Source organism: Nostoc sp. PCC 9305 (assembly GCF_963920915.1).
In the GTDB taxonomy this organism is placed as follows: Bacteria; Cyanobacteriota; Cyanobacteriia; order Cyanobacteriales; family Nostocaceae; genus Nostoc.
This window is the reverse complement of record NZ_CAWUDN010000109.1, coordinates 1-20,890: the sequence shown is the minus strand read 5'-3', so window position 1 is coordinate 20,890 and position 20,890 is coordinate 1. Positions and strand designations below refer to the sequence as shown.

Here is a 20,890-nt window from a genome sequence, read left to right as displayed (position 1 = left end):
TAGAGACGCGATGAATCGCGTCTTTTTTGCGAGGATGGCAAATACGATAATATCGTCTAGCCTTAAAGCACCAACACATCTTCTATATTAATCATTAGGATGGTTTAAGGTGATAATCAAATTTAGAATGGTAAGCTGCATTGGCAAAGTCCATTGTTCGCGTAGCGTCTGTCTGCGACACGCTGCGCGAACGTAGAGAAGGTATGGCGTCCCAATTGATTACATCTTCTAACAAAGCTTGATAACCTAGTGTATTGGGATGGAGTCCATCTTCACTCAAGCGTTTGAGTCGCCAACTTTCACCGCGTTCCATCCATTGCTCAAAAATATCTAAATAGGGAATCTGCCGTTTGCTGCAAGCAATTCTAGTTGCTTCTTTGTAGCGGTACTGGTCGGCATGATTGTAGTAAAAACAATCTAAAAATGGCATTTTGGCTTCATCCACTGGCACCATGCCTACGAATAACACAGGACAAAGTTGCTGTGCTAAATCTAGCAGAGACGCAATTTCCTTTTCAAACAATGTAAAATCTGTGTAATTTCGACCATCGGGACGCGCCAACCGCGCTGAGTCATTCACGCCTACTGATAAAATAATCAAGTCGGGGACACGATTTCGCAGTTCACCCCGGTGGCGGAACTCAACTTCTAGTCTTTGGGCTACTTGTTGCGTGCGATCGCCCCTTACCCCTAAATTATAAAGAATATGACCGGCACTATCCGGCAACATCCACCATCGCCGTAGTTGCTCAATCCAGCCTCCTTTTTCCGGGTCGCCGAATCCATAAATTAAGCTGTCCCCCAGTGCGACAATCTTCATAGGCTGAAAGTGATTTGGTGCTACAGACAGCTGCATTGAGGAAGAAGCGAGAAATGTGTGCATTTAACGACTATATTTTATATCTTTACAAGATTCTATACATTTCTATACCATAGATGGCTATCTTTAGTGTTCAAGCATCTATGGAGTTTTTACTTGTTGATATAGTTGTAAGGTTAATATTGCCGCAGTTGAGCCTCTGTACGATGGGCTACCGTACTTTAACAATCAGCATGAGAATCAAACCGCAGAGGCGCATTCGCGCAGCGTCTCGTCAGAGAAGGACTCTGAAGAAGAGTAAAGAGGGAGATTCACTCAAAATTTTCGCCTTTGTGTCAAGCTTATGTACTTTATCAACTTGAAATGCGCTGTCAGTCCTCATCTACAGACGGATAAGTAGTGCAGGTACATCAATCGCTAAAAGTAAAGAGTCACTTACCAATTGGTTTGTCAAAAAAGTTGACACAAGTAGTTGTTTTGTAATACAGTATATTACAATGGTAATGAGTTAAATTAAAAAGACTTCCTCGCCACTACAGTGGAAATACAATTACCATTTGTATGCAATTAGTTGATATTACGAGAAAAATTTTTCAAACCTTTCTACTTAACACAAAATAACTTAATTAACGCTGCATAACCGATAAATATGGTTTTTGACTATTTTAGAAGCAACGAAGGCACTCCTACAAATAATACTCGGCAAAGCTTAATTGCTTGCGGTTGGCGACCGTTTAATCGAGAGTTAGACTGGGGATTTTTATGGCAACTGTTGTACAGTGACTCCCGCGAATTAAGTCAAAAGAGTTTGAATTTAGCGAGTAATGTTGCTGATGTTTTAGGACGCAATAATTATGCTTGGTGGGCTAATTTATTAAGTGTTGTATCTGATAATACCCGTTACGAAGTTGAAAAGTTTTGGAATTACATCACACCAGATCCTCAATCACCAGATCATCGCTATAAAGATGTTTTGAGTACGGAAACACCTATTGTCCAATTTGTCAGTCGTAGTAATATTCCTATTGATTATGTTCTGAATCGACTGCAAGAAATTACTGTAATGCGAGTTTTAGGTGTATTGGGTAATCCTGATATTATTACCCAGTATTTCTCAGAGAGAGATTTTTATTTTCCTATAGATAAATTCGTTAGTTGGGAACGCTTAGACGTTATTAATACTGTTTATGCTTACTGGTCTAAGTATGACGTTTGGTTGCAAATCGATCCCTACGATCGCGGGCGAAGACAATATACTTTAATGGCGCAAAATCTCGCGCCACTAATTAACAAAGCAACTTACGACTTAGCAGTAATGTTGAGTGGATATCAAAGTCGTGTAGGCAAAGTTCATAGTCAATTTAACATTCGGACATTTCCCGCAGATATCCAAAACTTTACTGATTCTGTACAGCAAGCGATTATGAATCAAAACCAGTTAGCGGTTGTTGTACATGGACAACCGGGTACTGGCAAAACAGTCTGGACACAGGCAGTAGCAAAAGAAATTCTTGTACCTTTAGGGTATGTAATTTTTATTTTAGATCATGATGCGATCGCTAATTTCGTCCCCCCGACTTACATAGAGCGTATTTGTATCGTTATTAACGAAGCTGATAATCTAGCGCAAAATCGTGCTTCGGAGGTAGCGCAATACAATAACAAAACCGAACACATTTTGAGTTTGCTAGATGGCACTTTGTATCAGAGTGTAATTGATGACTCTGGTATTCAGATGCAGCAACGGTTAGTTATCTTGATGACTTGTAACACTACTGAAAGATTAGATCCAGCCATGTTACGTAAAGGTAGGGTGGATTTGATATATGAATTTACACAACTATTCGTATAAAATCTACTTTCACCACAGTTTCACTTGTTTTTGCGATACAAGCTGATGCTCTTTGCGCCAAGCTTGGGGAGGTAAACCGTGATGTTGGCGAAACTGGCGGGAGAAATGAGACACATCCTGATAGCCCAATGCTTTCGCTATCTTCTCGACTGTCTGATTATTATTTTGGAGTAAAAAACAAGCTTCTGCCATTCGGCGTTTGACAATCCAGCAGTTTACAGTCTCTCCACTTGTCTCTTTTACTCGGTTAGTTAAGTAAGCCGATGAGTAACCAACAGCAACAGCCACATCACACAAAGTAATTCCTTCATGATAATGGGCTTCGATAAAGTCGAAAACTTCTTTTAATTGCGGAATGCAGGGAAAGATTGACTTAGAAGAAATGTTGACTTCTTTATCAGAGAATACGGCAACACCGGAAGCGATCGCTGTAGTATTATCTGTAAATGCTGATGATTTTGGAGCTTTCTCAAATTTCATCGCACACCAGTACTGGAGATTCGCTTGCTTTTCCAAGCGAATAGCGATCGCTCTGAGCAATTCATCTAATGTCGAGGGTTTGGTAAGATAATCATCTGCTCCCAATTCCATAGCTTTGCGAACATCTGCTTTAGTACTACTGCCAGTCAAAAAAATGAAAGGAATAATTGCTGTCAGAGGATCTTGGCGTAGTGTATTTAAAACGCTATAACCATCCATATCGGGCATCGTGATATCGCAAATAACTAAGTCGGGTACATCCTTTTGTGCTTGTTGGATACCAACACGACCGTTTTGAGCGCCTATCATATCAAAACCTTTAGCCTCAAGACCCTTTAAATAAAGATTGCGGGTAACGCTATCATCTTCAATGACAAGAATTTTCTTTGACGATTCGTACATAACTTTCTCTTACAATCAATTTTTGCAGAAGCTAATTACTAGACTCTTTGGTGAGTATCTAAATAGGAATGAAATTAATTAAATCGTTCCGAGAGTTATGATTGTTAATTAATAACTTAACAACTATCTTCATTTCAACACTCATAACTCGGAACAGGTAAGCTCTGATTTAATTAATGGCAGAATTATAGTAAACGTAGTGCCAACATCAACTTCACTTTCTACAGAAACTTGACCATGATGTAAATCTACAAGGGTTTTAAGAATCGAGAGTCCTAGCCCAGTACCAGGTATACGATCGATATTACTACCACGGTAAAATGGCTCAAATATTCGCTGTTGATCTTCTACTAAAATCCCGATCCCTCTATCTTTGACTTGGAAAATTAATTTTTCATTTTGGCAAGATAGTTCTAAGCTAATTTCCTGATTTAATGGAGAATACTTAATTGCGTTATCAAGTAAATTCTTCAAAATCGGCTCTAGTAGTTTTTTATCTATATAGGCTGTTAGAGAGCTATCTTGACTTACAAAATTGATTGATTTTTGACTAATAATCATCTGCATTTGTGCAACTAAATCCTGACAAAATTGAACTAACTCAAGCGGTTTTGGTTCAAAGTTTAATTTTGCTGATTCTGCCTTAGAGAAGAACAAAATATCATCCAACATCAGACTCAGTTGTTCGGTAGCTTTTTGAATGTGATCGAGTAATGGTTGGATTTTCTTCTGTGTACGTTTGTCTACTTCTTCTTTAAGTAAACTATTAGAAAATGAAACAATATTCAGTGGAGTTCGGAATTGATGGCAAACCATAGAAAGAAAACGCGCTCTAAGTTCGCTAAGTTGTTTGGCTTGTTCTAAAGCTTGATTAAGACCTAATTCTGCATATTTGTAATCAGTAATATCGATACCTGCAATCAGTTCGACTGGGTTTCCCCCAAAATCCAGCCCTCCATCAAGCTTGGCAACTGCACAGGCTAGCCAGCGCTCCGTGCCGTTTTTTGTTAAAATATTCATCTCCTGATATTCAAAGTTAGCGGCTTCATCCGGGTTACGTACTTGCCTGCGTTTTTTGCTCTTAATCAGTCGGCGAAGATCAAAACCTGTTAGTAGTTCTTCTTTTGTATAGCCAGTGAGTTGTTCTACTGCCGGATTTATATAGCAAAGCCGCGTACCTTGAATCAGAAAAGTGCCGGCATCTGTGGTTTCGGCTATTGTCCGAAATCTAGTCGCGTTCAGACGTAATGCTTCTTCAGTCTGTTTCGATTCAGTAATGTCCCAAATACTCCACACTCTCCCAATAATTTTACCCTCGAGCAACTGAGGTTTAGAGTAATGTGCAAAAACTCTTCCATCTTTCAACTCCAGAATATCGTAGCTCTCGAAATCAGATTGGCTAGACACTTCCCAAATCAGCCGACTAAAGGCTTGTGGATCTTTAAGTTGGTTCTCAAAAAATGCTTTGCATCGAGGACATTTTTTAGATAATATTAGGGACTCTGGTATCTGCCACATATCCACAAATTTCTGATTCAAGCTTAGAATATCTCCCTCAAAGTTAACTGCAACAATACCAATTGCAGTAGACTCAAGAGTAGAACGAAGTAAACAAAGAGATGTTTCTAGTTCTACTTCTTTAGACTTGAGTTGAGAAAATTCTTGTTGCAAATTGTCTTTGGCATCTTTTAATTCATCAGTCCATTTTTGCACGCTCAATTCTACTATTTCATCAGTTTTTTCACGAGCAAAAGCACAGCCAAATTCTATATCTTGGTGTTTTACATAGTTCATGGATATTTCTACCAGAAATATTCGACCTCCTTTTGTCCGATAGCGAGATTTAAAGGAAAGGGAACCCTGTGAGCTAATATCTGACCAATTATGCAGCGAAAAATCTATATCTATATCATGCAGACTCATAGAAAGTAATTCCTCACGGGAATACTCAGTCATCAGACAAGTGGCATCGTTGACGTAAAGAAACTGCGCGTTTGCTCCTAAGCAGAAGGCAGCATCTACAGCATGATTTATTAGAAAGTGAGCAAACTTCATCTCTATTTCTGGTTGTAGTGCCCATTGATGATTTGATATAGCTAGTGTATATTCACCAGAATTCATATTCATACTTCCCCCTGATAATCAATCAGCACCATGTCCATTAAAGAGTTAATAGCCATAACTTACTAAAATCTTTGGTGTACTGTTCGGATGTTAAAAAATAAAATTAGTTAGTACTATTAAAAAATATTACTAATTGCCTTAACAAAACTTATTATACCAATATAATGGAAATTATTGAATCAAATATTCCTAAAAAAACTAAAGATTTTTTTTAAATCTTCTTGACTTAAAGAGCTTTTTATAGGAACACACACAATATTTAGGCAAATCAAATCTAGATTAGCCAATCGACCTTATTAAGAGTTTTGAACTCTTAATTTATAAGTAGAAGAGATATTTTCAATTTAAACTCGTTCTGCACCAGAACTAATTCATAGACATCTCCACAAATTAATTATGCGTTATCAATAACTCTTGTAGAGACGTAGCAATACTACGTCTCTACAAGAGTTCATCAACCTAAAATTCCTGGGTTTCCACTGGGGAAAAGTTAAAATATAAAAACTTTTATACTTTAACATTTTCCCTACCAAGCACTTTGGCGAACTACTTGTGTAGAGTCGTTTGATTTTCAACATAAATGAATTTGCAGTGCTGAACCTGGCTTAAATGAATAAACTTCAACTCATCAACTCATTTTCTTAATTTATCTTAACTTACTCTCTCAGGGATTTAACTATAGAAGAATATGCTTAGTCATCCGTCGGAAGAAGTACATTTGTATTAAGATAATACGTATATTTTTACGTATAGGATTGTGTTTGTTTTATCCTCAAGAAACACTGCATTCGTGTACTAAGTATATATTCGTGGTTTACGTACTTTAAAATACGCCTTTTTAATTTATTTATGTGCCTAATACTTTGTCATCCTTCAAAGGAACTATAAAAAGTTAAAAAATAATGTCTTTATCGTTACAAATAATTGACTCAAGGAGTTTTTGCTGGCAATATAAAGACCGCTAAATCTCCTCATGCTTAAATTCGGATAAAAAGTTGTGTAAGTTCTAAAGCGAAAGAATTGACACCTACATCCAAAGATTTCCTATTGTAAATTTATTAATGTACCGTTTGTGCGGTCGCAGAATATCAATCTTTCCGGTGACTAAGTTGCAAATGTCACAATCACAATTAAAGCGAAAGAATTGACACCTACACCAAAAGATTTTTCATTGTAAATTAGGTTTTCATTGTAGTGAATAAGAACCTCACCAGGGGTTTATTAATTAAATCGGTGCTATTAAAGCTAGCTATATGACGTTTTGTAAAGATTCTGAGACACGCTTAACTTCGGGTTAATTGCTAGTTTATATATCTTTACACCATTTAGTTTTTCCCCGCTAATCTACTTAAATACTGTAGTCACCGCTATAGAAGCGAAAAATTTGACACCCCCATCAAAAGATTTTTGATTGCACGACAGTCTTCATCTCCTTTATTCTGGTGACAAGAAGCACAGCCTCAACTGCTGTATGCTTTCGGTAAAAATTTTTTGGTACTGCGCTCACAAGCATCAATCAGCAGCGATCAGCCATTTCTACTCTTGACCAAGCTAGATCATAGCTGTGAGAAACAACAGAGTTGTTTGTATTAAATATTTCTAGCGCTGTGATTGTAAACTAAAAAGCCTTTGTGTAACTTTCTGTAATTACGTGAAACTAATGAGTCAAAACTATACTGGTTCAAATCCTCTCATCACCACTGAGCCATACAAGGAACTTCCAGAGAACAGATATGTAGAATCTGTGTCTGACTCCCGTCAGCTTGATGAATTAGAGAAGAATGGGGGAATTCAGCCTTTTCTAAACGATGAAATTGCTCCAACGCTCTCAGTTGCCGATGCGATCGCTCAGATGTTGGAAAATTTGGGAGTAAGCTACGCTTTTGGTGTCGCTGGTGGTGCAATGGCCAGCCTTTGGGGCGCACTATCCAATAGCAGCATTGAGGTATTGAACTTCCGCCATGAAGCCGGAGCCGCCTTTGCAGCCACCGAAGCTTACTTTGCGAATAATCGCCCCACCGTAGTTTTTACCACAGCCGGGCCGGGGATCACCAATGCCATTACCGGATTATTTGCGGCTCGTGGTGAAGGTGCAAAGGTAATTTTACTGTCAGCTTGCACCTCAGCACCGCAGCGTGGACGTTGGGCAATTCAAGAAACCAGCACTTATACGTTGCCAAGTGGGGGAATTTTTACCTCAGGAGCGCTATTCAACTATGCAATCACGATTGAATCTGCGGCTCAATTACCGCAGATTTTTCGTAAATTGGCTTTGGCTATGGCGCAACCAGGCGGATTTGTCGCCCATTTGAGTATTCCTACTGCTGTGCAAACAAGTTTAGTTGAGGATGTAGCATTACCTCAGCTAGATATTTCTCCCTTTCCAATGACTGCTTCCAAAGAAGCGATCGCTAAATCTGTAGAGTTATTATCATCTGGCCCCTTTGCTATCTGGGTTGGTTTCGGTGCGCGTGATGCAGCAGCCGAAATCCTTGAACTCGCTGAAAAAACTGGAGCAGCCGTTATGTGTTCGCCCCGTGGTAAAGGTATTTTCCCTGAAGATCATCCTCAATTTGTGGGTGTTACAGGTTTAGGGGGTCATGCTTCCGTCTTAACTTATATGGAAGAACAGCCTCCACTACGCACACTCGTATTAGGAACCCGTCTTGGCGAACCGACTTCCTTCTGGAGTTCGGCGCTAGTTCCAAAAAGAGGTTTTGTCCATGTTGATATTGACCCGGAAGTTCCAGGTGTAGCCTATCCTCACGTTGAAACTTTTGCAGTTCGGTCTGATATCAAAGCTTTTGTGGAAGAGTTGTTGCAGCAATTAACAGATGCTCCTGATTCCACGACTTTGCTACTACCTCGTCCAGAACACAAAGCAATTGAACCAGCATCAGACGTAGATTATCCAGTACGTCCAGAAGTATTGATGGCAGCAATTCAAAAGATCGTTGTTGAGGGTAGTGATGCTGTAGTGATGGCAGAGTGTGGTAACTCCTTTACTTGGTCAACGCATCTACTGCAATTTGCCGAAGCCAATCGTTACCGAGTCAGCACCGGAGTCGGCGCAATGGGTCACGCCGTCACCGGAGTGTTGGGTGCAGCGTTAGCAAATAATAGTAAAGCTGTGGGTATTGTCGGCGATGGAGCAATGCTGATGAATAACGAAATCAGCACAGCCGTGAAATACAAAATTCCGGCAATCTGGATTGTACTTAACGATGCGCGTTACAACATGTGCCATCAAGGGATGAAAATCTTGGGGTTAAAGGGCGCAGATGCAACACTTCCACCGACGAACTTTGCCATGATTGCTCGTGGGATGGGAGCAGAAGCGATCGTCGTTGTCAGAGAGTCAGATATTGAAGCCGCATTAGAACAAGCGATCGCATCAACCGTTCCCTTTCTCATTGATGTAGTGATTGACGCCGATCGCCCAGCACCTTCTGGTGGACGTAATAAGAGTTTGGCAGCACAAGGAGTTAAATCAAGTGCCGCTAAAAATGCAGTCAAGCAAGTTTCATTTCCAATGGTTTGATTTTAAAAGCTGGTAATCGAATGAGATTGTTATACACACTACTCTCTTCCGGCTCGAAAATTTTTTTAAAGAACCACATACCCCTTCGGGGAAGCAAGCTACGCGCAGCGTCTCCTTAGAGAAGGACGCAAAGGAAGAGAGTAAAACACGGGAGCATCCCAATGCAAAAATCCTTTACAGCTTTTTTACCTTTGCGTTCTCTGCGCCCTTTGCGGTTCGTTTCCTCATTCTCTTATACCAGCGAATAACCACGCTCACAAAACTGGAATTTTAAATGTTTTTTTGAACACAAAAGTCTCTCTTACTTCATCCAATCTTAATCTTTCAGAGGGTTTTTGTATCTATACATTTACATTTTGTAATGTTCATTACTTTCTCTAAGCAATCCCAAACAATATCGAGAGATCAAGATGCTGCTATTTGAAACTGTTAGAGAAATGGGTCACGAACAAGTTCTTTTTTGTCATGGTAAAAATCCCGAAATTAAGGCAATTATTGCCATCCATGACACTAGCTTGGGCCCAGCGATGGGAGCTACAAGACTCATGCCTTATATCAACGAAGAAGCTGCTTTAAAAGATGCACTTCGTCTGAGTCGTGGAATGACATATAAAGCTGCTTGTGCCAACATTCCGGCTGGTGGAGGCAAAGCAGTCATTATCGCTAATCCTGAAAATAAGACAGATGATTTGTTGAGAGCTTATGGACGTTTTGTTGATAGCTTGAATGGGCGTTTTATTACCGGACAAGATGTCAATATTACCCCTGACGATGTGCGGACAATTAGTCAAGAAACGAAATATGTTGTTGGGGTATCAGAAAAATCTGGTGGCCCTGCTCCCATAACATCACTAGGAGTTTTTCTAGGAATTAAAGCCGCTGTAGAATCTCGTTGGCAGAGCAAAAGACTTGATGGCATGAAGGTTGCAGTTCAAGGCTTAGGAAATGTTGGTAAAAATCTCTGCCGCCACTTACATGAGCATGAAGTCCAGCTTTTTGTGAGCGATGTAGATCCAGCAAAAGCGGAAGAAGTAAAACGCCTTTTTGGCGCAACCGTTGTAGAACCAAATGAAATTTATGCTCTGGATGTAGATATATTCGCTCCTTGCGCTTTAGGAGGAATTCTTAATAGTCATACAATTCCTTTTTTACAAGCTTCGATTATTGCTGGTGCAGCTAATAATCAATTGGACAACGAGCAACTACATAGTCAAATGCTTGCTAAAAAAGGGATTCTTTACAGCCCTGATTATGTAATTAATGCTGGAGGACTAATCAATGTTTACAACGAAATGATTGGTTATGACGAAGAAAAAGCTTTCAAGCAAGTGCATAACATTTATGACACGCTATTAGCAATTTTTGAGATTGCTAAAGAGCAAGGAGTTACTACTAACGATGCTGCTAAACGATTAGCAGAAGACCGGATCGAGAACGGTAAGCGAAATCAGACTAGGGCGATCGCAGCTTAATTATTATTATCTTCAGGAGTGAACAATGGAAAAAAATACCTTTGCTACATCAGCATATATTGCTACTTCACCAGAAAGCGCTTTTGACTACCTTTGTAGTTTAAAGAATTTAGATGAATGGACGCTTTATAGCCGGATGAAAGAGCAAATTGACGAAGATACCTGGCTGGGAACTGCGTCTGGTTATCACAAAAATCTTTACTATCATGTTAAAAAACTAGAAAATCCACTTTTCTATGGCATTGAGTGGCACTGTGGATTAGAGTATCAGAAATATTTTCAGGTTTACCCTGTTTTGCTGTTTCCCACCGACTACATCGAGCCGGGAACAGATGAAAAAGGTGTATATTTTCACTGGTTGAGCTTTGTCGATCCCAAACGACAGACTCAGATGATTATGCAGGGAATTCATACAGTACATACTTCTGAATGTCGTTCTCTCAAAGGTAATTTGGAACGCAAAGCTGGCCTGACCTCAGCAGCTAAAGGAAGCCACTTTATCGATACAGACACCATTTATGTTGATGCCCCAATTGAAATCGGCATTGAATACTTAAAAGACTTAAAAAATTTAGATGAGTGGGCGCATTTGCTACGACCAAATGGTGAGATCGCTGCTGAATCAGGTGAATTCAAAGATGAATATGACCAAAAAGTAAAAGTTTCTGTGCGAGTTCATTCGTTGAGTAAATACTACTTGCTTGAACAAGAACACTTTTATCCAGATTACGAATATTATCAGCGTTCTGTAGCGTTACTCATTCCAACCGCTTATGCTTTCGCCGATCCCGAAGCTTCTGGTTTCATTCTGCATCGAATCACATTCTGGAAAACAGATGGAACTGTTAGCCACGGCAAACTTCAAATTGAAGACTTTGGTGCTGAAAGTATGAATATCAAACGTTTACTCGAAGCCAAAGCTGGGAACCTCAAATCATTTGACCGAGGAATGAGCTATCTACCAAAAATACAAGAACCCCTAGTTACCAACTAAAACCTTAGCGCTCCTCTGCGTTTGCCTTAGCGTCCCTTTGCGTTTCCCTCAATTCCACAAGATTACCTGTATTGCAACACATGAAACACAAACAACTTACTATTACTATCCTCACCTTTTGTGTTGCCACTTTTTCGGGAATGAAAGCTGCCTCAGCTGCATCCTTTTCAGTAATCGCCGACGGTCTATATAATGCCGGAGGACTAAGCTTTAGTCCTGATGGTAATCTCTATGTTACAGAGGCGGGAATTGGGGGAAGTGGCGGTTGTGTTCCACCAGCAAGCGGTCAAGGTGACTCTTTATGCTATGGCACAAGTGGGGCAGTTACCAAAATTGAGAATGGTAAAACCGAGCGCATACTTACAGGACTACCTTCTATAGCATTACCAGATGGTACTGGAGCCGGTGGCCCTCGTGATATCCAATTTGATGCTACAGGTAAACCTTATGTTCTGATTGGATATGGGGCGAATCCAGCCTTTCGCGATCGCAATTTAGGTTACACTGACCTCGGTAAAATCATCGCTCCCGACTTTAATACCAATTCCTGGACAAGTGTTGCTGATTTAGCTAACTATGAACTCGCCAATAATCCCGATGGTGGTGATGTCGGTAGCAATCCTTTGGGTTTCGTAATAGATGGTAATAAGTTAGTTGCAGTTGATGCGGGTGCAAACGACGTACTCAGTGTTAATACTGGTGGCAGTAATTTGCAAACTATTACCACCTTCCCCGAAGACATCTTGACGAATCCCGTCTTTCCACCTTCTAATACCCCATCCAATGAACCTGCGCAGGTTCCATCTCAAGGGGAAGTGGTGCGATCGCAGTTTGCAACTCAACCAGTACCTTCAGGGGTGGCAAAAGGCCCTGATGGTGCTTATTACATCAGCCAATTTACTGGTTTCCCTTTCCCAGAAGGTGGGGCAAAAATCTATCGAGTCGGTGCTGATGGTAAACCAACTGTCTTCGCCGATGGTTTTACCCAACTCACAGACTTGGAATTCGATCCTGCGGGCAATTTGTATGCTTTGCAGTACGCCAATCAGTCAGCCTGGAAGGGTAATTTTGATGGTTCTGTCATCAAAATAGCTCCCAATGGCACACGCACCACTCTGCTGAATGGCAATGGATTAGAGTCGCCTAGCGCCTTGACTATTGGTGCTGATGGTGCAGTATACGTCACCAACCGAGGCGATCGCCCTGGTCAAGGACAAGTTCTCAGAATTGAAAATATCAAATCTGTACCTGAACCTGATTCTAATTTAGGCGTATTAGCGATCGCTGCCTTGGGCGTTGCTTGGTTGCACAAGAAAAGAATCCCCCAACCATCCCATAAATGAATTGTGACGCTCAATAAAGAGTTTCAAACCAATTCTGCGTTCCTCAAAGACTGGGATTCATTGTCTTCAAAACCATAAAGTTTTCCACTTATTTAACTCTCAATCTTTAAAGGTATGAAACTCAAATCATTTACTCTTACACTTTTGACTGTTTGTATTGCTGCCGTATCTGCACCAAAAGCAGCCGAAGCCGCCAGCCTAACGGTAGTTGCCGATGGTCTTAGTAATCCACGCGGAATCGGCTTTGATTCTAGTGGGAATCTTTTTGTGACAGAGAGTGGTTCTGGCGGTGATGGCAAAGACGGAAGATGTATTGCATCACCTAGCGCCGGGTATATTCCTTTATGTGCTGGTCAGAATGGCTCCCTGCTCAAAATTGCTAAGGACGGTACAAAAACAAATATACTTTCCAATCTGACTTCTTTAGCGTTATCTCCCTCTGGAGAACAAGCAGCCGGGCCTGCTGACATCAAATTTGATTCTCTAGGTAACGCTTATCTGTTGACTGGTCTTGCAGGAGATCCCACTAACCGCGATACCGTTTTAAAATCGCCTGACCTCGGTAAATTATACAAAGTAGACTTAAAAACTGGTGGGTTGACAACTCTTGCGGATTTTGGAGCTTATGAAACTGCCTATAATCCTGATGGTACAGATATAATTTCTAACCCCTATGCTTTGGCAATTAAAGGTGAGACTGGTTACGTAGTTGATGGGGGTGGAAACACAGTATATTCTGTAGGACTTGATGGTAGTGGTATTAAGAACGTAGCTGGAATCCCTCAGAAACTGATAGATAGAAATAAACTTGAATTTCCCGATCTTGGGCCAAGTGTAGATCCATCTGCCCTACCAATAACCCAACAATCAGTACCGACTGGAATTGCGATCGCTCCAGATGGCAGTTTAACAGTTAGCGAATACACTTATTTTCCTTATCCAGAGAAAGAAGCACGTATTTTTAGCGTTGACCCCAATACCTTACAATCAAAAGTCATCGAAGATGGCTTTACACAACTGACTGGCGTAGCTTATGACCCTAAGGGCAATTTGTACGCTTTGCAACACATCAATAGTTCAGAATGGAAGGAAATTCAACAGGGCGGTATTATCACTGGTGATATTAGTGGTTCTTTGATCAAGATAGCCACCGATGGAACTCGTGAAACGATTTGGAGTGGTGATGGACTAGAAGCCGCTTCTGGCATCACTTATGGCCCTGATGGTAATTTATATATCGCCAACCGATCCAGACTGGCAGGAACAGGACAAGTTATCAAGATCGATCCAAGAGTTACCAAAGTCCCCGAACCCACCTCTGCAATCGGTCTGCTCGCTGCTAGTGCTTTGGGTGCAACTTCAATGCTAAAGCGCAAACGCAGTAAAGAATTAGCCAAAGTAGAGACTGTCTAATTGCTGGTAGAGCTTACAGAATAGGCTGCTGCCTCAGAGAGAAAGTTGCATTTCCAACAAGAGGTAGCAGCCCAAATTTCAGAGTTCCCAAACTAGGACGGGGAACGAAATTAGTCTAGGAACGAGTATAACTCATACAACCAGGACTTAAAACTCATGGGATTAGTCAAAAATTTTTCACTTGCTATTCTCGGTGCTGGATTCACCGTGTTGGCAACATCTGTTCAAGCCAAGTCTGTAACATTAAGCTTCGATCGGACTATCGGTAGCCCTGGCTTTGCTCCTGGGCAGCTTTTTGTTCCCCAAGGGATAACGGTAGACGATTCGGGGAATACCCTTATAAGTAACGGTCGTGGTCTGAACCCGGACGGCACTTTTAACCCAAACATCGGTAACAAGGTTGAAGTATTTAACCCTCAAGGTAATTATATTGGAGCGATCGGCGAGGGCGGCAAAGGGCCTGGACAATTCGACGAGCCATCAGCTTTAGAAATCGATCCGCAGACTGGGAATTTGTATGTCGGTGATGTTTTCAACAACCGCGTTAATGTCTTCGATCGCCAGGGTAAGTTTATTAACTCATTTGGTGAATTTGGCGGTCTAATACCAGGTAGAGCTTTCTTTGGCCCATCTGGAGTGACATTTGACAAAACGGGCAATGTGTATATTGGTGATTTTAGCGGCGACAAGATCAATAAATACACTAAGGATGGCAAACTAATTAGTAGTATTGGTACTTCTGGCACTAAACCTGGACAGTTTCAAGGGCCGGCAGGTTTAAGAATTTCCCCAGTCAGCGGCAATTTTTATGTGAGTGACCAGTTTAACAATCGCGTCCAAGTACTCGATCCAGAAGGTAATTCTCTGTTCACATTTGGCAAACAAGGCAGTGGAGATGGGGAATTTAATCAGCCCATTGGTTTAGAAGTGGATGAGTTTGAGAATATCTATGTAGCTGATTCGATCAATAGCCGCGTTCAAGTATTCGATAAAAACGGTAAGTTCCTGACAGCTTATGGTAAACCTGCCGCAGCAGCACCTCCCCAACTAGGTCAACCACCCTTTGGCGATCCCCTCGATCTTACACCAGGCACATTTAACTGGACGGGTGGCACAAGCTACAAAGATGGCAAGCTTTATGTGGGTGATTTTTTCCAAGGCCGCGTCCAAGTGTTAAACGTAGAGGGTAGAAGGCAAGTACCGGAATCTAGTTCAGCATTGGGTTTAGCATTGCTTGGACTTGGGGCTGTTACCGTCACATTGCGGAAACGCGGGCAACTAGAGAAAGAATTGCAAAAACAATGCTAGTAGTCAGGTAAGCAAGTTCGTAGTAAGGACTTTAGTCCTTATTTTTTAAGCACTAAAGTGCTTACTACAAATCTTCAGGACATTGAAAAGGTTCAAAGCTTTTTTGAAGAGAAAATCAACATTTTTATGCAGCCTTTAAAGACAATGGCTATCCAACAAGATTTTCAATCCAAGATGCACACAAATATTAGTATTTAAAGAGCAAACAAACTTATGGTAGTTGACATCAAGCAAAAAAGTAGATTAATTAATCAACGTGTTTCGGTTACTTTTAACTACGAGGTTTACTTCACTCAAAATTTATTTGAGTTGAAAAATCCCACCTTAGCTCAAGTGATTGGTGCGGATGAAGAGGCAAAACCGAAGAAAATAGTTGCAGCGATCGATGCAGGAATATTAAAGTATCAACCTGAATTGGTGAAGCAATTAGTCGCGTATACCAAGTTTTATGCAGAGGTACTAGCGATCGCAGCTGAACCCATGATAATTTCGGGAGGAGAGGCTGCCAAAAACGATCGCACTTTAGTAGAGCAAATCCAGCAACAGATTGAAGCTGCCGGATTATGTCGCCACTCTTACATATTAGCGATCGGGGGCGGGGCGATGTTGGATTTGGTGGGATATGCAGCCGCAACTGCTCACCGGGGAATTCGTCTCATTCGAGTGCCGACGACGGTGTTAGCGCAAAATGATTCTGGGGTTGGCGTCAAAAACGGCATCAATGCTTTTGGGAAAAAGAACTTTCTTGGCACATTTGCGCCACCTTATGCAGTTATAAATGACTCTGCGTTCTTGACAACTCTAGACGATCGCGATTGGCGTTCTGGGATTGCAGAAGCAGTGAAAGTGGCGCTGATTAAGGATGCTAGCTTTTTTGATTTTATCCACTCTCACACCGCAGCTTTGAGGCGGCGAGATATGGATACTATGCAACAGGTTATCTATCGTTGCGCCCAGTTGCATTTAGAACATATTGCCAATAGCGGCGATCCTTTTGAAATGGGTTCGTCTCGTCCCCTGGATTTTGGACATTGGGCGGCTCATAAACTGGAGCATTTAACAAATTATCGCTTGCGTCATGGTGAAGCTGTTGCGATCGGTATTGCTTTGGATAGCACCTATTCTTATTTAGCAGGATTGCTGGATTGTTCGGAGTGGCAACGGATATTAAAGACTTTATCGGCGTTGGGTTTCACGTTGTATGTGCCAGAACTTGCTGATAAGTTATCACAATTGGAAGATCCTCGTTGTTTGTTTCGGGGTTTGACTGAATTCCGCGAACATTTGGGGGGGGAGTTGACTTTGACGCTGTTACAAGGGATTGGAAAAAGAATTGAGGTTCATGAGGTGGATTTGTTTTTGTATGGGCAAGCAATATCGTTGTTGGGGGAAGTGAGGGGGGAGTTTTAAACGCAAAGGTGCGCTGAGGGAAGCGCGGAGGTACGCTGAGGTTTTATGAGGTTATTTACTACTTTTGGGGGAGGTGGAGTTTTAAATGGGGTTGTTGGGAAATGTACTAGAAAGGCAGTATAAAAAGCGAATAAATTGACACCCAATCGAAAAATTATTCAATGTATTATCTGCTTGATATCTAGTATTCTTAAATAAGAACTAAAAAGTTTTTGATTACATCTTTTAAAAAGAATATTTTGGCTTAGATTGATAGAAAGTTATCTAAGTCTGTTCTAGGTTTGAAAGTAACTACTAATCAGGATTAATGATTGACTAACAAATATTCTAGAGAACTTACTCATGGTTTTTGATTCACGTTCTTATAAAACTCTTGGTGGTGTAAGTGTCTCTCGCTCCATCACTGAAGTTAAGATGGACACTGCTCTCGATGATATTCTGTTCCATTTAAATTCTCAGCGTGGAGGGTTGCTAAGGAGTAGCTACGAATATCCTGGCAGATACAAAAGATGGGCAATCGGATTTGTCAATCCACCGTTAGAGTTGACTACACAGGGTAATGCTTTCACTTTGATAGCGTTGAATGAACGCGGTCAAGTACTTTTGCCATTTCTTTTAGAGAGACTATCTCAGTCAGAACAACTTGAGAATGTCACCCAAGAAAATAACATTGTTCGAGGCTTTATTAAACCATCAGAAAAATTATTTACTGAAGAAGAACGCAGTAAACAGCCTTCATCATTTACCGTTGTTAGGGAAATTCTATATACTTTATCCAGTCAAGAAGACGAGCATTTAGGCTTGTATGGTGCTTTTGGTTATGACTTAGTTTTTCAGTTTGAACCAATTACCCAACATCTAGAACGTCCTACAGATCAGCGCGATTTGGTACTTTATTTGCCAGATGAATTGATTGTTGTTGACTACTATCAGCAACGTGCATTTCGTCTACAATATGATTTTAAAACAGCGCACGGTAACACAAATAATCTTCCAAGAACTGGTGAGTCTGTAGATTATCGCGGCAAACATCTGCTACCGAATCAAAATGCTGACCATAAAGTAGGCGAATATGCGAAAAAAGTTGAGGTTGCACTCGATTATTTCCGCAGAGGCGATTTGTTTGAAGTTGTTCCTAGTCAAAACTTTTTTGAAGGCTATGAAGACGAACCCAGCAAACTATTTAATACCTTAAAGGAAATAAATCCTAGTCCTTATGGATTTATTTTTAATTTAGGTGGCGAATATCTGATTGGTGCATCTCCAGAAATGTTTGTGCGGGTTGAAGGTAGGCGGGTAGAAACTTGTCCGATTAGTGGCACTATTAGCCGGGGACAAGATGCTCTTGATGATGCGGTGCAAATTCGTCATTTACTCAACTCTCACAAAGACGAAGCTGAGTTGACCATGTGTACTGATGTCGATCGCAATGACAAATCCCGAATCTGCGAACCTGGTTCAGTAAGAGTCATTGGTCGTCGCCAGATTGAATTATACAGCCACCTGATACATACAGTAGATCATGTTGAGGGTACTCTGCGATCGCAATTCGATGCTTTAGATGCCTTTCTTTCGCATACATGGGCAGTCACAGTCACCGGCGCACCCAAAAGGGCAGCAATAGATTTTATTGAACGGCACGAAAAGAGCGCCCGACGTTGGTATGGTGGAGCAGTCGGCTATTTAAATTTCAACGGGAATTTAAATACTGGCTTAATTCTGCGGACAATTCGATTAAAAGATTGTATCGCCGAAGTGCGAGTCGGGGCTACTGTCCTTTATGACTCCATACCACAGTCTGAAGAACAAGAAACAATTACCAAAGCTGCTGCTTTATTTGAAACGATTCGCCGTGTAAAGCAAACGAGTCAGAAAATTGATGAGTCCAGTTCTCTAAAATTAAGTAAACAGATTTCAGGTGTAAATTCTGGCAAACGTATCTTATTAATAGACTACGAAGACTCATTTGTTCATACTTTAGCCAATTACATCCGCCAAACTGGTGCAAGCGTTACTACACTCCGTCATGGTTTCTCAGAATCGTTATTTGATACAGAACGCCCCGACTTAGTTGTATTATCTCCTGGCCCTGGTAGACCAAGTGATTTTGGGGTTTCACAGACTGTTGGCGCCCTTCTGCATCGCCAAATTCCGATTTTCGGAGTTTGTCTGGGATTGCAAGGCATCGTTGAAGCTTTTGATGGCGAATTGGGAGTTCTCAACTATCCTCAACATGGTAAATCTTCACGGATTTTCGTCACTGATTCCAATTCTGTCACCTTTAAAAACTTACCGGAATCCTTTGCAGTGGGTAGATATCACTCATTGTTTGCCCTACCGCAACGTTTGCCAAAAGAACTCAAAGTAACAGCGATTTCTGATGACGACGTAATTATGGGCATTGAACATCAGACACTTCCCATCGCCGCCGTTCAGTTTCATCCAGAATCAATCATGACTTTAGGTGGAGAAGTCGGTTTGGAAATCATTAAAAATGTGGTACGTGCATATACGCAATCATTAGTTAGGAGTTAGGAGTTAGGAGTTAGAAGTTGAGAGTTAAGAATATAGAATAGGACTTACGCAAAGACTCTCTCAAACTCTCATTCCTCCGTGACCTTCTCTGACGAGACGCTGCGCGAATGCGCCCTTTGTGGTTCGTTTTCCGTTACCTGTGCGTAAGTCCTATGGAATTTGGAGAACTGAAATTCTTAACTCAAAAACTCATAGATAACTCTTAACTCCTAACTCCTAACTCCTAACTCCTAACCTCCCCATTTACCTAGATTATGACTAATCAAGTTGCCACTTCCCGCCATATTCTTGAAGAAATTGTGTCGCATAAAAAGCAAGAAGTTGCACAAATGCAGCAAGAATTGCCTTTAGGCTCCTTGCGACAACATTTAAATGCAGCCCCGACTGTGCGAAATTTCTTGACTGCTTTACAAGAAAACCCCAACCAACCGAGCTTAATTGCAGAGGTAAAAAAAGCATCACCTAGCCGTGGGATTATCCGCGCAGATTTTGACCCAGTAGCTGTTGCTCAAGCTTATGAACGAGGTGGTGCAGCTTGTCTATCAGTCCTCACCGATTGTAAGTTCTTTCAGGGCAGTTTTGATAATCTGCGGAATGTGCGTCAACAAGTTGCATTACCTTTACTATGCAAGGAGTTCATCGTTAACTCCTATCAAATTTATTTAGCACGGACAGCAGGCGCGGATGCTGTATTGTTAATCGCGGCTATTTTATCAGATCAAAAACTCCAAGACTTTTTGCGAATGATTCATGATTTAGGTATGACTGCACTGGTAGAAGTCCATACCTTGGCTGAACTGGATCGAGTGCTAAAACTTGATAATCTAAGTTTAGTAGGAATCAACAATCGCAATTTAGCAGATTTTACCCTTGATTTAGGAACCACACAGCAACTTTTAGCAGAGCGTCAACAACAATTACAAAGCTTAGATATCACCGTCGTCAGCGAGTCTGGACTGTATACACCTGCTGATTTATCTCTTGTCGCTGAGGCTGGTGCGCGTGCGGTTTTGATTGGCGAGTCTTTAGTTAAACAAAGCGATGTAGAACAAGCCGTGCGTGAGATTTTGAACCTTTCTTAGAATACAGACCTAACCCCCCCAGCCCCTTTCCTGCAAGGGAAGGGGAGTAAGATTCAAAGCCTCTCTCCTTTTAGGCTACGGTGTACACACAAGTCTTCTAGAGTTGCACCACAG

At 41.2% G+C, this 20,890-nt stretch carries 13 protein-coding genes; 10 read left to right on the top strand and 3 right to left on the bottom strand.

The features are described 5' to 3' along the window. Positions 1-94: 94 nt before the first annotated feature. A complete protein-coding gene (locus tag ACM0OX_RS29250; RefSeq protein WP_414518502.1) occupies positions 95-883 on the bottom strand; it encodes a GDSL-type esterase/lipase family protein in 789 nt (262 codons plus the stop codon). Between the two features lie 586 nt (positions 884-1,469). Between ACM0OX_RS29250 and ACM0OX_RS29245 the strand changes: the two genes are divergently transcribed. After that, entirely contained in the window at positions 1,470-2,672 is a 1,203-nt protein-coding gene (locus ACM0OX_RS29245; protein WP_414518500.1) for an AAA family ATPase, read from the top strand. Between the two features lie 9 nt (positions 2,673-2,681). Here the strand turns inward: ACM0OX_RS29245 and ACM0OX_RS29240 are convergent, their stop codons facing one another. Together ACM0OX_RS29240 and ACM0OX_RS29235 are read right to left on the bottom strand one after the other, a co-directional pair. Next, positions 2,682-3,554, bottom strand: a complete 873-nt coding sequence (locus ACM0OX_RS29240; protein ID WP_414518499.1) for a response regulator — start codon at positions 3,552-3,554, stop codon at positions 2,682-2,684. Positions 3,555-3,695: 141 nt separating this feature from the next. Next, complete coding sequence (locus ACM0OX_RS29235; protein ID WP_414518514.1) at positions 3,696-5,675, bottom strand: scytonemin biosynthesis sensor histidine kinase; 1,980 nt, start codon at positions 5,673-5,675, stop codon at positions 3,696-3,698. 1,663 nt (positions 5,676-7,338) lie between these two features. Here ACM0OX_RS29235 and scyA point away from each other — a divergent pair. From scyA to trpC, 9 genes are all read left to right on the top strand, one after another. After that, the gene (gene scyA / locus ACM0OX_RS29230) at positions 7,339-9,219 is read left to right on the top strand and encodes a scytonemin biosynthesis protein ScyA (protein ID WP_414518498.1); all 1,881 of its coding nucleotides are present in this window, start codon (positions 7,339-7,341) and stop codon (positions 9,217-9,219) included. Between the two features lie 410 nt (positions 9,220-9,629). Continuing rightward, complete coding sequence (scyB, locus tag ACM0OX_RS29225; RefSeq protein WP_414518496.1) at positions 9,630-10,691, top strand: tryptophan dehydrogenase ScyB; 1,062 nt, start codon at positions 9,630-9,632, stop codon at positions 10,689-10,691. Positions 10,692-10,716: 25 nt separating this feature from the next. Continuing rightward, on the top strand, positions 10,717-11,685 hold the full coding sequence (gene scyC / locus ACM0OX_RS29220) for a scytonemin biosynthesis cyclase/decarboxylase ScyC (protein WP_414518495.1): 969 nt from the start codon (positions 10,717-10,719) through the stop codon (positions 11,683-11,685). An 80-nt stretch (positions 11,686-11,765) separates the two neighbouring features. Continuing rightward, the gene (locus ACM0OX_RS29215) at positions 11,766-13,028 is read left to right on the top strand and encodes a ScyD/ScyE family protein (RefSeq protein ID WP_414518494.1); all 1,263 of its coding nucleotides are present in this window, start codon (positions 11,766-11,768) and stop codon (positions 13,026-13,028) included. A gap of 114 nt (positions 13,029-13,142) precedes the next feature. After that, the gene (locus tag ACM0OX_RS29210; RefSeq protein ID WP_414518493.1) at positions 13,143-14,441 is read left to right on the top strand and encodes a ScyD/ScyE family protein; all 1,299 of its coding nucleotides are present in this window, start codon (positions 13,143-13,145) and stop codon (positions 14,439-14,441) included. Between the two features lie 156 nt (positions 14,442-14,597). Next, positions 14,598-15,749, top strand: coding sequence for a scytonemin biosynthesis PEP-CTERM protein ScyF (gene scyF / locus ACM0OX_RS29205; protein ID WP_414518492.1), 1,152 nt, complete (start codon positions 14,598-14,600; stop codon positions 15,747-15,749). A 213-nt stretch (positions 15,750-15,962) separates the two neighbouring features. Next, positions 15,963-17,159 (top strand): 3-dehydroquinate synthase, encoded by a 1,197-nt coding sequence (locus tag ACM0OX_RS29200; protein ID WP_414518490.1) that lies wholly within the window; start codon positions 15,963-15,965, stop codon positions 17,157-17,159. A 342-nt stretch (positions 17,160-17,501) separates the two neighbouring features. Beyond that, positions 17,502-19,694, top strand: coding sequence for an anthranilate synthase (locus ACM0OX_RS29195; RefSeq protein WP_414518489.1), 2,193 nt, complete (start codon positions 17,502-17,504; stop codon positions 19,692-19,694). Between the two features lie 254 nt (positions 19,695-19,948). Then, positions 19,949-20,776 (top strand): indole-3-glycerol phosphate synthase TrpC, encoded by an 828-nt coding sequence (gene trpC / locus ACM0OX_RS29190; RefSeq protein WP_414518488.1) that lies wholly within the window; start codon positions 19,949-19,951, stop codon positions 20,774-20,776. Positions 20,777-20,890 lie beyond the last annotated feature (114 nt).